Below are 13,765 nucleotides of genomic sequence, written 5' to 3' on the forward strand. Positions count from 1 at the left end.
CGGTCACCTCCCGGTTCAGGCGTCGAGGCTCAGCACCATGGCCGGCCGCTCGATGACGTGGTCGTCACGGAGCGGGCGCACCGCGGTTCCGATGGCGAAGAACTCGGTGGTGTGGCTTCCCCAGGCATGCGAGTGCTGCCGCAGCTGCACCGCGACGATCCCCTCGGCCTCCAGCGCCCGTCCCTCGGCCTGCATGCGGCTCATCGCCAGCTCACGCGCGTCGTAGAGGGCCTGGGTGAGGTGTTCGAGCTCCACGTTGCGGCCCGCGGTGCCGAGGGCCTGGGAGAGGCGCTGGTGGGCCACGTGGTAGACGCACGAACCCATGACCAGGTCCAGCGGCGCGTACCCGGCCCGGATCAGCGTCCAGAAGTCCTGACCGGACAGGTCCGAGGTGAACGGCCTGCCCTTGTTGTTGAGCCAGGTCCGGCCCGGTCCGGGGTCCGCCCCGGCCGCCTTCACGGCCGTGCCCACCGCGATGAATTCGGCGATGTCCGAGCCGAACTCCTTGAACTCGATGTCCAGCCGGACGCCCACGATCCCGTCCGCGCCCAGCGCGTCGGCCTCCGTCTCCATCCGGCTCATCGCCAGCTCTCGGGCGTGGTACATCGCCTGCGACAGCTTGGTCAGCTCCTGGTTCTTCGACCACCGGCCCAGCTGGATGCCGACGTGGTAGACGGAGGAGCCGAGGACCAGGCCGAGGGGCCGGAAGCCGACCTCCCGCACCAGGAGGAACTCGTTCACCGTCAGGTCCGAGGTGAACATCGGACCCTTCTCTTCCGGTTCGAGCTGCGCCAGGCGCCGCATCGCGTCCTCGGGGAGGCCTGCGCCGCCCGGTTCCCGCCCCATCGGCTCGGTCATGTCAGTGCTCGCGCTCCAGTCTCATGATGGTCAGTGGCTTCGGGCCCGCGGGCCGCTCGGAGCGGCCGAACCGGGCGATGGAGGTACCGATGAGGACCGCCTCGGCGCTGAGGTCGCGTGCGCCCTCGGAGGCGGGGCACTCGCTCTCGTCCACCTTCAGCTCCATCTCGTCCAGCACCACCCCGTCACCGCCGTACCGGGCCGCGTCGAGGGCGAGTTGCCGGCGGGCGTCGCGGCGGACCCGGCTGATCAGCCATGTGTAGCCGTCGACTTCCCGGTTCCCGGCGACCCGGGGGAACAGGCGCGTGCCGCGCCAGTCGTCGTGCCGGATGGCGAGGGAGATGCCGAAGGCGAGTCCGGTGGGGACCCACCCCGAGTGGATGAGCTTGGCGAAGTCCTGGCCGCCCAGGTGCGAGGTGAAGGGCCGGCGCGGCCGGACGCGCGAGCGGGCCCGCACCGCGGTGGCCCGTACGGTGAACTCCACTCCGCCCGCCGGGAACTCGCCGATGCGCAGGTCCACCCCGACGATCCCGTCACCGCCGAGTGCCGCGCATTCGGACTCCGCGCGGGCCAGCGCCCGCCTGCGGGCCGTGTGCATCGTCTGCTGCAGCTGCGACAGGGACGGCGCCCACGCGGAGGAGGACCGCCCCTCGGGGGTGCCGGTGTCCGACCAGGCGCCCGGACAGCCCCAGGCGCCGGTGTACCCGATGTTGAAGACGGCGGCGCCCAGCACCTGCCCGACCGGATCGAAGCCGACACCCCTGACCGCCGCGAACTCCTCCGGCGGCAGGGCGGAGTTCCAGGGACCGGTGCTTCCCGGCAGAGCGGCGTCGTGTCGGCGTGTCATCGTCAGGCAGCTTATGTGACTGCGAAGGGTCTGGTGTGGATCTTGGCGCAGCGTCTTCGCGGGCTCCCCACGGGCTCGGCAACGACAAAGCGCCGAGTCACGGGACCGTCCGTGACTCGGCGCTCTGGTTGTTACCGCCCGACGGTGCGAGGCTGGCGCGACAGGACGTTCGCACCGCCGGGCGGAGTGTGTGGGGAGGAGTCGCCCCTTCCCACAGGGCGCTCTGTGCGCAGCCCCTGTGAGGAGAGGAGCGGCCGGGACCGTGGCGGGCGGGCGACGAGAACTCCGGCGTCGTCTCCCTCAGGTCAAGAGACGGGCCTCGGAACCCATTACCACCGCACTGGCTCGCACGCCCGCCACGGTCCTCACGCGGCGCCGGCCATACGGCCGGCGCAGTCTGCCCTCGCCGCGTACCACCCCTCATCCGGGTCCACGGGTCGGGCTCAGCACCCGGGACCTGACCTCCCGTCAGGCCCCCGGTACATCCATGTCGGCTCAGGCGTCGCGCAGGGCGCGGACGGCCTCCTCGACGCGACGGCCGTAGTCGGCGTCGGCGGCGTGGAAGTGAGCCAGGTTCTTCTCGATGACGTCCTCAAGGGTGACCTGCGACAGGCCGCCGGCGATGTTCGCCACGAGACGCTGCTTCTCGGCCTCCGACATCAGGCGGTAGAGCTCACCGGCCTGGAAGAAGTCGTCGTCCTTGGTGTGGGCCGGGGCCTCGTGGGTGCCCGTGTAGCCGGAGACGGCCTTCGGGGCGCCCAGCGCCAGACCCGTCTCGGCGGGGCCCTGGTACGAGTTGGGCTCGTAGTTCTTGTCGTGGCGCGAGCCGTTGCGCAGCGCCATGACGCCGTCGCGGCCGTAGTTGTCGGCCTTCGTCGCCTTGGGGGCGTTCACCGGCAGCTGGGTGTGGTTCACGCCGAGGCGGTAGCGCTGGGCGTCCGCGTAGGCGAAGAGGCGGCCCTGGAGCATCTTGTCCGGCGAGGCGGTGATGCCCGGGACGAAGTTGTTCGGGGAGAAGGCGGACTGCTCGACCTCGGCGAAGACGTTGTCCGGGTTGCGGTCGAGGACCAGGCGGCCCACGCGCTGCAGCGGGTAGTCGGCGTGCGGCCACACCTTGGTGAGGTCGAACGGGTTGAAGCGGTAGTCCGCGGCCTCGGCGGCCGGCATGATCTGGACGTAGAGGGTCCAGCTCGGGTTCACGCCGCGCTCGATCGCCTGGAGCAGGTCGGTCTGGTGCGAGTTGGCGTCCTTGCCGACGAGTTCGGCGGCCTGCTCGCCGGAGAGGCAGCGGATGCCCTGGTTGGTCTTGAAGTGGTACTTGACGAAGAAGGCCTCGCCCTTCTCGTTCGTCCACTGGTAGGTGTGGGAGCCGTAGCCGTTCATGTGGCGGTACGACGCGGGGATGCCGCGGTCACCCATCAGCCAGGTGATCTGGTGCGTGGCCTCGGGGGCGTGCGCCCAGAAGTCCCAGACGTTGTCCGGCTCCTGCTTGCCCGTGAAGGGGTCGCGCTTCTGGGAGTGGATGAAGTCGGGGAACTTGATGGGGTCCTTGATGAAGAACACCGGGGTGTTGTTGCCGACGAGGTCGTAGTTGCCCTCTTCGGTGTAGAACTTCAGGGCGAAGCCGCGGGGGTCGCGCACCGCGTCCGCGCCGCCGAGGGAGTCGGCGACGGTGGAGAACCGCAGGAAGGTCTCGGTCTTCTTGCCGACCGTGTTCAGGAAGGCGGCGCTGGTGTACGCGGTGACGTCGTCGGTCACCTCGAAGTAGCCGTACGCGGCCGAGCCGCGGGCGTGCACCACGCGCTCCGGGATGCGCTCGCGGTTGAAGCGGGCCAGCTTCTCCAGGAGCTGCTGGTCCTGGATCAGGAGCGGGCCACCGACGCCGGCGGTGGCGGAGTTCTGGTTGTCGGCGACCGGGGCGCCGGACTCGGTCGTCAGCGTGCGCTTCGACATGGTGACCTTCCGTACGGGTAACTGCTGACGGAAAGCGTCTTCCGTCATGCGGAACAGCAGCCTAATTTCGGCAAGAACTAAACGTCAACAGTTTGTTGAACGAAGTTGTGGGGTGAGATGACCCGGACGGCGCCGGCGCTTGGGCGCGACAGGACAGGTGTCAGCGCCGGCGCCGTCCGGAGACTCGGTGCCCCCTCCTGCGAGGGGACGGCGCCGGGCCCGAGGGGCCCGGCGGAGGGACCTCAGACCTGGGCGCCGGAGAGGCGCTCGACGGCGCGCAGCAGGGCCGAGTGGTCCAGGCCGCCGTCACCCTGGGCGCGCAGCGAGGCGACCAGCTGGGCGACGACCGCGCCGACCGGGAGAGCCGCACCGACGTTGCGGGCGGCGTCGGTGACGATGCCCATGTCCTTGTGGTGCAGGTCGATCCGGAAGCCGGGCTTGAAGTCGCGGTTGAGGAAGTTGTCCTTCTTGCGGGTCAGGACCGTGGAGCCGGCCAGACCGCCGTTGAGGACGTCCAGTGCGGCCTGGAGGTCCACGCCGGACTTCTCCAGGAAGACGACGGCCTCGGCGCACGCCTGGATGTTCACCGCGACGATGAGCTGGTTGGCGGCCTTCACCGTCTGGCCGGAGCCGTGCGGGCCGCACAGGACGATGGTCTTGCCGAGGGCTTCGAGGATCGGCAGGGCCGCGTCGAAGTCGGCCTGCTCGCCACCCACCATGATCGACAGGACGGCCTCGATGGCGCCGGCCTCGCCGCCGGACACCGGGGCGTCGATGACGCGGATGCCCTTCTCGGCGGCGTTCTTCGCGAGGTCGATCGAGGTCTGCGGGGTGATCGACGACATGTCGATGATCAGCGCGCCGGACCTGGCGTTCTCCAGGATGCCCTCGGGGCCGTAGTTGATGGCCTCGACCTGCGGGGAGGCGGGCACCATCGTGATGATCACGTCGGCGTCCTTGACGGCCTCGGCGATCGAGCCGGCCGCGGTGCCGCCGGCGGCGGCCAGGCGGTCCAGCTTGTCCTGCTCCAGGGTGAAGCCGGTGACCGAGTAGCCGGCCTTCAGCAGGTTCTCGGCCATGGGGGAGCCCATGATGCCGAGACCGATCCAGGCGATCGACGGGAGCGCAGCGGTGTTGCTCATGATGAGGGTCCTTCTCTTGATGCTTCGTACGAAAAGTGCGTGAGGGGCCTGGCCGATCGCCCGGACTTCGTCCTCCTACCGGGCGGCGCGGGCCTCGGCCGGCAGCCAGGCGAAGGAGGCGGCGGCGTCGGCGGCCTTGTACTCCAGGCCTACGTAGCCCTCGTATCCGGCCTTCCTCAGCTGGTCGAGCAGCTCCTCCAGGGGCAGCTCGCCGGTGCCCGGGGCACCTCGTCCCGGCTTGTCCGCGATCTGGACGTGTCCGGTCTTGGCGGCGTACTTTTCGATGACCTCGAAGAGGTCCTCATCGTTCATCGCCAGGTGGTACAGGTCGAGCAGGAACTTGGCGTTCCCGAGGCCGGTGGCCTCGTTCACCTTGTCCACCACCTCGATGCCGGCCGGGGCGCTCACCAGCGGGTAGAGCGGCGACTCGGGCTTGTTGAGGGTTTCGATCAGGAGGATCGCACCCACACGGTCGGCGGCCTGGGCCGCGACGACCAGGTTCTTCAGAGCCAGCTCGTCCTGGACGGCCGGGTCCACGCCCTCGACGCGGTTGCCGTAGAGGGCGTTCAGCGCCTTGCAGCCCACCGAGGCGGCGAAGTCCGCGGCCACGTTGATGTTGGCGTTGAAGCGGTCGGACTCCTCGCCCGGTACCGAGACCGCGCCGCGGTCCGGCCCCGGCAGCCGGCCGGCGTAGAAGTTCAGGCCCACCAGCTGGGTGCCCGCGTCCTCAAGAGCCTTCTTGAGGGCGTCGAGCTCCTCCTGGGCGGGGGTGGGGGTCTCGATCCAGGGCCACCACAGCTCGACCGCCGTGAAGCCCGCCGCGGCGGCGGCCGCGGGGCGCTCCAGGAGCGGGAGTTCCGTGAAGAGGATCGACAGGTTCACATCGAAGCGCTGGTCCGTGTATCCCATGAGGGGTGTGCGCTCCTTCCGTATTGCGGAAGTTATTTTCTGTCTGATGGAAGATTGCATGGGGCTCCGCGCGGATGTCAAGTGCGGACTGCCGAAAAAACGAGACCGCGCGGTAGCTTGACGGCGTGCGATTGAGAGTGGAGTTCACGACCGAGCCCTTCGACCTCGAAGAGGCCCCCGACCATGCCGTGGCGGCCCGCGAGGTCATCCAGAAGGCCCAGCTGGAGGCGGTGGACGTCGGCCCCTTCGGCAACACCGCGGAGGGCGATTCCGACCGGGTGCTGGCCGCCGTGGCGGCGCTGCTGCGCGACTCCCTGGAGGCCGGGGCGACGCGCGTCACCCTCCAGGTCAACGTGATCGGCGGGGAGGCGTCATGACCGAGCCCCGCGACCACCCGTTCGTCGCCGCGGTCAAGCCGCTCGTGGACGCCATGGGCGGCGTGCTGATGGACCCCTCCCAGGCCACGCCCGACGACGTCGTGCTCAGCTGGGAGGGCGAGGACCTGCTCGCGGTGCGCCTGCCCCAGCTCTCGGACTCGCTGGACCACATCCTCGCCGCGCTGGAGCGCCGGCACGGCGTGCCGCTGTCGCAGCTGGACCGGAAGTCCAAGCAGGACGTGGTGCGGATACTGGAGGCGCGGGGCGCCTTCTCCGTCCGGCACGGTGTGGAAACGGTCGCGGGGGCCCTGGGGGTCAGCCGCTTCACCGTTTACAACTACTTGAACAGGGAAAACCCCGGCAAAAACAGCCAAGCGTGAACGGCCTCTGACTCACAGCGACGAGCCGCCGCCCGATTCACCCGGGCGGCGGCTTTTGTGTACGGGAAGTTTCAACAAAGTGTTGACGCGGTGTTGTGGAGGGCGTTAGCTATGCGCAGCCCGTCAAAGCAACAACAGGCCACGGAGGCCTACCGTGACTTCGAGTCCGAACCCGGGTCTCACCCGGATCAACACCTTGGACGACAGTGCGGCCGCGGCCGAGCTGCACGAGGTGTGCGCCAGCTCGGCGTGGGGGAGCAAGATGCTCGCCCAGCGCCCCTTCGCCACCGCCGACTCCCTGTTCGCCGCGAACGAGGCCGCCATGGCGGAGCTCACCGCGGAGGACCTGGCCGAAGCGATGGCAGGCCACGCGCCGATCGGCCGGCCGAAGCCGGGAGACCCGACCTCCGCCCGCGAGCAGCGCGGCATGGCCGGCGCCTCCGAGGAGCTCCGGAACGAACTCCTCGAACTGAACCTGGCCTACCAGGAGAAGTTCGGCCACGTCTTCCTCATCTGCGCCACCGGTGCGACCGGTGAGTTCATGCGGGACGCGGTCAAGGTCCGGATCGGCAACTCGCCGGAGCAGGAGCGGGAGACCGCCCGCGGCGAGCTCGTCAAGATCAACCGGATCCGCCTGACCCGCCTCGTAGAAGGAGAGTGAGACCGACCATGAGCACCGAGACCACCGCGTCGGTGTCCACGCACATCCTGGACACCAGCATCGGCAGGCCCGCCGAGGGCGTCGCCATCTCGCTGTCGGCCCGTACCGGCCTGGACGGCGAGTGGGCGTCCCTGGGCGGCTCCGCCACCGATGCGGACGGGCGCTGCAAGGACCTGCCGGCGCTGCCGGAGGGCACCACCCACGTACGTCTGGACTTCGAGACCGAGACGTACTTTTCGAAGAAGCAAGCCGAGGCGCAGCAGGACGCCCCCCGCGTAAGGGACAGCGCTACGTTCTTCCCCGAGGTCGCCATCACGTTCGCGGTGAACCCGGGCGAGCACTACCACGTACCGCTGCTGCTCAACCCGTTCGGCTACTCCGTTTACCGAGGGAGCTAGCATGGCCACGATTCTGGGCCAGAACCAGTACGGCAAGGCAGAGAACCGCGTCGTCAAGATCACGCGGGACGGCGACACCCACCACATCAAGGACCTGAACGTCTCGGTCGCCCTCTCCGGCGACATGGACGACGTCCACTACTCCGGCTCGAACGCCAACGTCCTGCCGACGGACACCACGAAGAACACGGTGTACGCCTTCGCCAAGGAGTACGGCATCGAGTCCGCCGAGCAGTTCGGCATCCACCTGGCGCGCTGGTTCGTGAACAGCCAGGAGCCGATCCAGCGTGCGCGCATCCGGATCGAGGAGTACGCCTGGGACCGGATCGCCACCTCCGACGCCAACTCCAAGTTCATCGGCGCCGACGAGGTCAAGCACTCCTTCGTCCGCCAGGGCCAGGAGACCCGCGTCACCCAGATCACCTACGACGGCCGGAACTGGGAGGTCATCTCCGGCCTCAAGGACCTGGTCGTCATGAACTCCACGAACTCCGAGTTCTGGGGTTACGTGAAGGACAAGTACACGACCCTGCAGGAGGCGTACGACCGCATCCTGGCCACCCAGGTGTCGAGCCGCTGGCGCTTCAACTGGTCGGACGACGAGCAGCGGATGCCCAACTGGGAGAAGTCCTACGCCGAGACCCGCAAGCACATGCTGCAGGCCTTCGCGGAGACCTACTCCCTGTCGCTCCAGCAGACCCTGTACCAGATGGGTTCGCGCATCATCAACCACCGTTCGGAGATCGACGAGGTCCGCTTCTCGCTCCCGAACAAGCACCACTTCCTCGTCGACCTGGAGCCCTTCGGCCTCAAGAACGACAACGAGGTGTACTTCGCCGCGGACCGTCCGTACGGTCTCATCGAGGCCACGATCCTGCGGGACGGCGCCGACGCGCGCATCCCGGTGGACATGACCAACCTCTGAGAGAGCGGCACGCGCGTCCCGGGGCTCTCCGCAGTGGCCCCGGGACCGCGCGACACGACCCAACTTCCTGAATCGGCACCCGGACGCACCCCATGGGCCGGCAGTACTGTCAGCTGCCAAGGCCCCGGCTCCGGCACTCAAATCCCCTGGGTCCTGCCGTGCCCGCACCGCCACTGAAAGCACGAGGAAGTCCCATGGCAGCATCGGCAGCCCATGACAGCGCAGTCGAGCGCATCGTCATCGAGAACTGTGCGATCGCGACCGTCGACGCCAATGACACCGAGTACGCCTCAGGCCACATCGTCGTCGCGGGCAACAGGATCGAGTCCATCGGTGCGGGCAGGGCCCCCGAGAACCTCGACAACGTGGTCCGCCGGATCGACGGCACCGGGCACCTCGTGACCCCCGGCCTGGTCAACACGCACCACCACTTCTACCAGTGGATCACGCGCGGCCTGGCCACCGACCACAACCTCTTCAACTGGCTCGTCGCGCTGTACCCGACGTGGGCGCGCATCGACGAGCAGATGACGTACACGGCCGCGCAGGGCTCCCTCGCCGCGATGGCCAGGGGCGGTGTGACCACCGCCATGGACCACCACTACGTCTTCCCCAAGGGCTCCGGCGACCTGTCCGGCTCGATCATCCGCGCCGCCTCCGAGATGGGCGTCCGCTTCACCCTCGCCCGCGGCTCCATGGACCGCAGCGAGAAGGACGGCGGCCTGCCGCCGGACCACGCCGTCGAGACCCTTGAAGGCGCCCTGGCCGACACCGAGGCGACCGTCAAGAAGTTCCACGACGCCTCCTTCGACTCGATGACCCAGGTCGCCGTCGCCCCCTGCTCCCCCTTCTCGGTCTCCACCGAGCTGCTCAAGCAGGGCGCGGAGCTGGCCCGCCGCCTCGGGGTGCGCATGCACACGCACGGCAGCGAGACGGTCGAGGAGGAGAAGTTCTGCCACGAGCTCTTCGGCATGGGCCCCACCGACTACTTCGAGTCGACCGGCTGGCTCGGCGAGGACGTGTGGATGGCGCACAGCGTCCACATGAACGACTCCGACATCGCCGCCTTCGCCCGTACGAAGACCGGTGTCGCGCACTGCCCGTCCTCCAACGCCCGTCTGGCCGCCGGCATCGCCCGCGTCCCGGACATGCTGGCCGCCGGCGTACCGGTCGGCCTCGGCGTGGACGGCACCGCCTCCAACGAGTCCGGTGAGCTCCACACCGAGCTGCGCAACGCGCTGCTGATCAACCGCCTGAACCCGGTCCACCGCGAGCGAGCGCTGGGCGCCCGCCAGGCCCTGCGCCTGGGCACCTACGGCGGCGCCCAGGTCCTGGGACGAGCCGACAGCATCGGTTCGCTGGAGGTCGGCAAGTGCGCCGACCTGGTCCTGTGGAACATCAGCACCTTCCTGCACTCCTCGATCGCCGACCCGGTGACCGCCCTGGTCTTCGGCGCGGCCGCCCCGGTGACGGCCTCGTTCGTCAACGGCAAGCAGATCGTCGAGAACAACCGGCTGCTCTTCGCCGACGAGGACGCCATCGCGGTGTCCACGCGGGAAGAGGCCCAGCGCCTCGCGCGGATCGCGCAGGCCTGATCCCCCGGAGTCCGGTCGGGGGGGACGGCCCCCGGCCGGCCGCCGCGGACCCGAGCGGGGTCCGTGGGCAGCCGTTCCCGGGTGGCGCCCGAGGCAATCCGAAGGCGTCCCCGGGAGCGGTGACTCGTGCCACCCGCGCCACGGCGCATCGCGGAAGCGGCGATTGGGCGAATCGTTTCTGCACCCCTTGGGACAAGTAGTCGCTCCACCCACAACTTCATACAGCGCTCGACTCGCACCGCTTTCGCACCACCTCCATGACACCCACGTCCCTGCCGACGTGTTACCCGACCGGAGGAAGCCGTGGCCAACCCGCCCAGGTTTCGCAAAGACGCAGTCGCAGTTCCGGAGGAGAAGCACCCGGTCGACGAGACCCTGCCTCCTCTGAAGATGTTCACCAGCGGCCTCCAGCACGTGGCCGCCATGTACGCGGGTGTCGTGGCCCCGCCCATGATCGTCGGTCCGGCGGTCGGCCTCTCCGCCACCGAGACCGCCTTCCTGATGGGCGCCTCGCTCTTCACCGCCGGCCTCGCCACCCTCCTGCAGACCCTCGGTTTCTGGAAGGTCGGCGCCAAACTCCCCTTCGTCAACGGCGTCTCCTTCGCCGGTGTGACCCCGATGATCGCGATAGCGAAGGGGCAGGGCGCGGACGCCCTCCCCGTCATCTTCGGAGCGATCATCGTCGCCGGGGCCGTCGGCTTCCTGGCCGCCCCGTACTTCGGCAAGCTCGTCCGCTTCTTCCCGCCCGTCGTCACGGGTACGGTCATCACCCTGATCGGCGTCTCGCTCCTGCCCGTCGCCTTCACCTGGTCGCAGGGCGGCAACCGGACCGCCGGCGATTACGGCTCGATGCGGAACATCGGCCTGGCCGCCGCCACGCTGGTGATCGTCCTGCTCCTGCGCAAGTTCCTGCGCGGCTTCCTCCAGCAGATCTCCATCCTGCTCGGCCTGGCCGCGGGCACCCTGATCGCCCTGCCCCTGGGGATGACCAGCTTCGACGCCGTCAGAGACGCCCCCCTCGCGGGCTTTCCGACCCCGTTCCACTTCGGCGCCCCGCAGTTCCAGGTCGCCGCGATCGTCTCCATGTGCATCGTGATGCTCGTCTGCATGACCGAGTCCACCGCCGACATCCTGGCGCTCGGCAGGATCGTCGGACGGCCCGCGGACGAGAAGGCCATCGCCGGAGGCCTGCGCGCCGACACCCTCGGCAGCGCGATCAGCCCGCTCTTCAACGGGTTCATGTGCAGCGCCTTCGCCCAGAACATCGGCCTGGTCGCCATGACCAAGGTGCGCAGCCGCTTCGTCGTCGCCGTGGGCGGCGGCATCCTGATCCTGTTGGGCCTGTGCCCGATGGCGGCCTCCGTCATCGGAGTGGTCCCGCTGCCCGTCCTCGGCGGTGCCGGCATCGTCCTGTTCGGCTCGGTGGCCGCCAGCGGCATCCAGACCCTGGCCGGCGCGGCCATGGAGAAGGGCGAGAACGCCCTGATCGTCGCCGCCTCCGTGGGCATCGGCCTGATCCCGATCGCCGCGCCCGACTTCTACCACGCCTTCCCGAAGGACCTGCTGGTCGTCCTCGACTCCGGCATCAGCACCGGCTGCGTCGTGGCCATCGTGCTGAACCTGGCCTTCAACCACCTCGGAGCCGGGAAGCGCGGGGCCTCGGCGGCCGCACCAGAACCGGTACCGGTCCACTGACCAGCCGGGGAAGAACGAAGAACGACGGCGGTGCGCTTGCCACCCACTGCGGGTGTGGCGAGCGCACCGCCGCGTCCGGTACGGGCGAACCGCCGTGCGCCCGTACGGCCGGCGACGGCGCGTCGGGTCAGGGCCGCCAGAGCATCAGGTTGCTCATCAGCTCGGCCTGCTCGATGGCGTCGTCGAGTGCGTGGTGCGTGTGGCGCCGCCGGGACAGCAGTTCACGGGGCGTCCGCCCCTTGACCGCGGCCCGCAGCGGCACCCGCGCCTTCGTCGCGTAGAGGGTCTTCATGTCCAGGCACCCGGAGTGGCCGAAGGGGCTGTCCCCGCCGAACCGCATCAGGTACCAGTACAGGAACGTCCAGTCGAAGGACGCCGGGTAGCCGCACATCACCGGCTGGGCGCCCTCGGAGACCTTCCGCACCCAGGTGCGGAACGCGGCCATCGCGGCCGCCGGATCGGTGCCCTCCCGGACCAGCCGGTCGCGGTCGAGCCCGCTGACGGCCAGCGCCTCGGGCACCCAGGTGTCGCTGATCGGCCGCAACTCCCGGTAGAACGTCCGCTGCTCCGGATCGGCGGCCGTATACGACCCCCCGTCCTGCCGGCCCGCGACCGCGGCCCCGAAGCTGATCATCGAATACGGTCCTGGAATGGGTCCGTCGGCCTCGATGTCGACGGAGATGTAGAGACTGGGACGTGCGGTGCGGACTGCCATGCGCGAGAGCATGCCAGTCCGGACCGCTGTCGATCATCCGGATTTCACCGCTACGGCGCCGGGGTCAGGAACATCCCCGTGTGGTCGCCGCCCGCGGTGTTCTTGCAGGCGGCGGCGGAGGCCGCGGGCTGCGCCACGGCCAGGGCCAGACAGCGGCCGGCGGCGAGCTGGCCGTAGTAGTTGGGGTGCATGGACTCCTGGATGAGCCCCTGCGACTCGTTGTTGTCGATCCAGCGCGCCCACTCGCTCGTCTTCGCCGAGGCGGGGACGGTGGAGCTCACCAGCTTGCTCGACTTCGCACACACCTCGCGCCCCTGGAGCATGTCCCGCAGGTCCAGGAACTGCACGCCCTTCGCGGCGGCGACGCCCTTGATGCGGTTCGCGATCTGCGGCACGAGCGAGTCGCGCGCCCAGTCCGAGTCCCGGTTCCAGAAGGGGCAGCCACCGGTGTTGAGGCGGCTCCAGTCGCTCTGGGGGTAGCGGTTCTCGGCGCCGCGCGGGATCGGCGACGGGTAGGACTGGAGGACGATCCGGTAGGAGGAGTCGGCGTACCCGGCCGCGCGCATCACGGCCCGGATCTCGTCGACCGACTTGCCGACGTCGGCCATGACGGCGTCGATCTTCTGGTCGACGCCGTATTGCTGGTCGTCGTAGCAGTACGAGTTCCAGATGACGAAGTCGAGGGCGCAGTCCGAGATGATGTCGGCGAAGCCCAGGTCGTTGCCGCCGATGGACAGGGCGATGACCTTGACGTCGTGGCTCGCGGCCACCGCGGCGAGCTGGTCGGCCTGCGGGGCCTCGCCCTTGTAGGCGACGCCGCCGTTGGAGGAGCGGAACACGTTCTTCGAGACGGCCCCGGAACAGGCGAGGTTCACGGCGACGTCGGCGATCGCCCCGGCGCTGCGCACCTCGGCGGAGTCGGACCGGTGGCAGCCGCCGGCCGTGCTCCCGTACACCTTGGCCGGGTCGTAGGTGCTGCCGGTGACCCAGCCCCGGTCGGTGCCGTTGCGGCTGCCGGTGTTGGTCAGGCTGTTGCCCTTCCAACGCCCGGCCTCGCCGGATATGTAGCTGTCGCCCATGGAGACCACGGCGGTGGGCCCGGTCCCTGGGGCGGCCACGGCGGTCCCGGGACCGCCGGCCAGCAGCGCGCCGGCGGCGAGCGGCACGGCCGCGGCGGCACAGGCCAGCCGTCGCACCCGGCTGGCGTCCCGGTCCTTGCCGGCGTTGCGGAATCCGATCACTGCGGAACTCCTGCGCTCGGCCACGGCGAAGCCGGCGACGGGCGCATCGGCGCGTCGCCGTTCGTGTGG

General features: G+C 69.5%; 14 protein-coding genes. 7 read left to right on the plus strand and 7 right to left on the minus strand.

What is annotated here, in order from left to right; genetic code table 11:
• Positions 1 to 15 precede the first annotated feature (15 nt).
• The 5 genes from BSL84_RS26990 to BSL84_RS27010 all read right to left on the minus strand — a co-directional run bounded on the left by BSL84_RS26990 (position 16) and on the right by BSL84_RS27010 (position 5,709).
• Positions 16 to 858, minus strand: coding sequence for a heavy metal-binding domain-containing protein (locus tag BSL84_RS26990; protein ID WP_234363524.1), 843 nt, complete (start codon positions 856 to 858; stop codon positions 16 to 18).
• A gap of 1 nt (position 859) precedes the next feature.
• Positions 860 to 1,705: a heavy metal-binding domain-containing protein gene (locus BSL84_RS26995; RefSeq protein WP_051873062.1), complete on the minus strand. Its 846-nt coding sequence runs from the start codon at positions 1,703 to 1,705 to the stop codon at positions 860 to 862.
• A 495-nt stretch (positions 1,706 to 2,200) separates the two neighbouring features.
• Positions 2,201 to 3,658, minus strand: a complete 1,458-nt coding sequence (locus BSL84_RS27000; protein WP_030026680.1) for a catalase — start codon at positions 3,656 to 3,658, stop codon at positions 2,201 to 2,203.
• Between the two features lie 242 nt (positions 3,659 to 3,900).
• Positions 3,901 to 4,800, minus strand: a complete 900-nt coding sequence (locus BSL84_RS27005; RefSeq protein WP_030026681.1) for a 2-hydroxy-3-oxopropionate reductase — start codon at positions 4,798 to 4,800, stop codon at positions 3,901 to 3,903.
• A 75-nt stretch (positions 4,801 to 4,875) separates the two neighbouring features.
• Complete coding sequence (locus BSL84_RS27010; protein ID WP_030026682.1) at positions 4,876 to 5,709, minus strand: TIM barrel protein; 834 nt, start codon at positions 5,707 to 5,709, stop codon at positions 4,876 to 4,878.
• A gap of 125 nt (positions 5,710 to 5,834) precedes the next feature.
• On the opposite strand from BSL84_RS27010, the gene BSL84_RS27015 reads away from it, so the two are divergent.
• From BSL84_RS27015 to BSL84_RS27045, 7 genes are all read left to right on the plus strand, one after another.
• Complete coding sequence (locus tag BSL84_RS27015; RefSeq protein WP_075971323.1) at positions 5,835 to 6,086, plus strand: thiamine-binding protein; 252 nt, start codon at positions 5,835 to 5,837, stop codon at positions 6,084 to 6,086.
• Complete coding sequence (locus BSL84_RS27020) at positions 6,083 to 6,466, plus strand: helix-turn-helix domain-containing protein (protein ID WP_030026686.1); 384 nt, start codon at positions 6,083 to 6,085, stop codon at positions 6,464 to 6,466. Before BSL84_RS27015 ends, BSL84_RS27020 begins: the two co-directional genes overlap by 4 nt.
• A 154-nt stretch (positions 6,467 to 6,620) precedes the next feature.
• On the plus strand, positions 6,621 to 7,127 hold the full coding sequence (gene uraD, locus BSL84_RS27025; protein ID WP_030026688.1) for a 2-oxo-4-hydroxy-4-carboxy-5-ureidoimidazoline decarboxylase: 507 nt from the start codon (positions 6,621 to 6,623) through the stop codon (positions 7,125 to 7,127).
• Positions 7,128 to 7,135: 8 nt separating this feature from the next.
• The gene (uraH, locus tag BSL84_RS27030) at positions 7,136 to 7,525 is read left to right on the plus strand and encodes a hydroxyisourate hydrolase (protein ID WP_030026690.1); all 390 of its coding nucleotides are present in this window, start codon (positions 7,136 to 7,138) and stop codon (positions 7,523 to 7,525) included.
• A 1-nt stretch (position 7,526) separates the two neighbouring features.
• A complete protein-coding gene (gene pucL / locus BSL84_RS27035; protein ID WP_030026692.1) occupies positions 7,527 to 8,450 on the plus strand; it encodes a factor-independent urate hydroxylase in 924 nt (307 codons plus the stop codon).
• 194 nt (positions 8,451 to 8,644) lie between these two features.
• The gene (locus BSL84_RS27040; RefSeq protein ID WP_030026694.1) at positions 8,645 to 10,045 is read left to right on the plus strand and encodes an 8-oxoguanine deaminase; all 1,401 of its coding nucleotides are present in this window, start codon (positions 8,645 to 8,647) and stop codon (positions 10,043 to 10,045) included.
• 303 nt (positions 10,046 to 10,348) lie between these two features.
• A complete protein-coding gene (locus BSL84_RS27045) occupies positions 10,349 to 11,740 on the plus strand; it encodes a nucleobase:cation symporter-2 family protein (RefSeq protein WP_075971324.1) in 1,392 nt (463 codons plus the stop codon).
• A 127-nt stretch (positions 11,741 to 11,867) separates the two neighbouring features.
• Here the strand turns inward: BSL84_RS27045 and BSL84_RS27050 are convergent, their stop codons facing one another.
• Both BSL84_RS27050 and BSL84_RS27055 read right to left on the minus strand, forming a co-directional pair.
• Positions 11,868 to 12,455 (minus strand): 3'-5' exoribonuclease domain-containing protein, encoded by a 588-nt coding sequence (locus tag BSL84_RS27050; protein ID WP_075972252.1) that lies wholly within the window; start codon positions 12,453 to 12,455, stop codon positions 11,868 to 11,870.
• A gap of 50 nt (positions 12,456 to 12,505) precedes the next feature.
• Entirely contained in the window at positions 12,506 to 13,696 is a 1,191-nt protein-coding gene (locus tag BSL84_RS27055; RefSeq protein ID WP_234363525.1) for a GDSL-type esterase/lipase family protein, read from the minus strand.
• Positions 13,697 to 13,765: the final 69 nt, after the last annotated feature.

This window comes from Streptomyces sp. TN58, from assembly GCF_001941845.1.
Classification (GTDB): Bacteria; Actinomycetota; Actinomycetes; order Streptomycetales; family Streptomycetaceae; genus Streptomyces.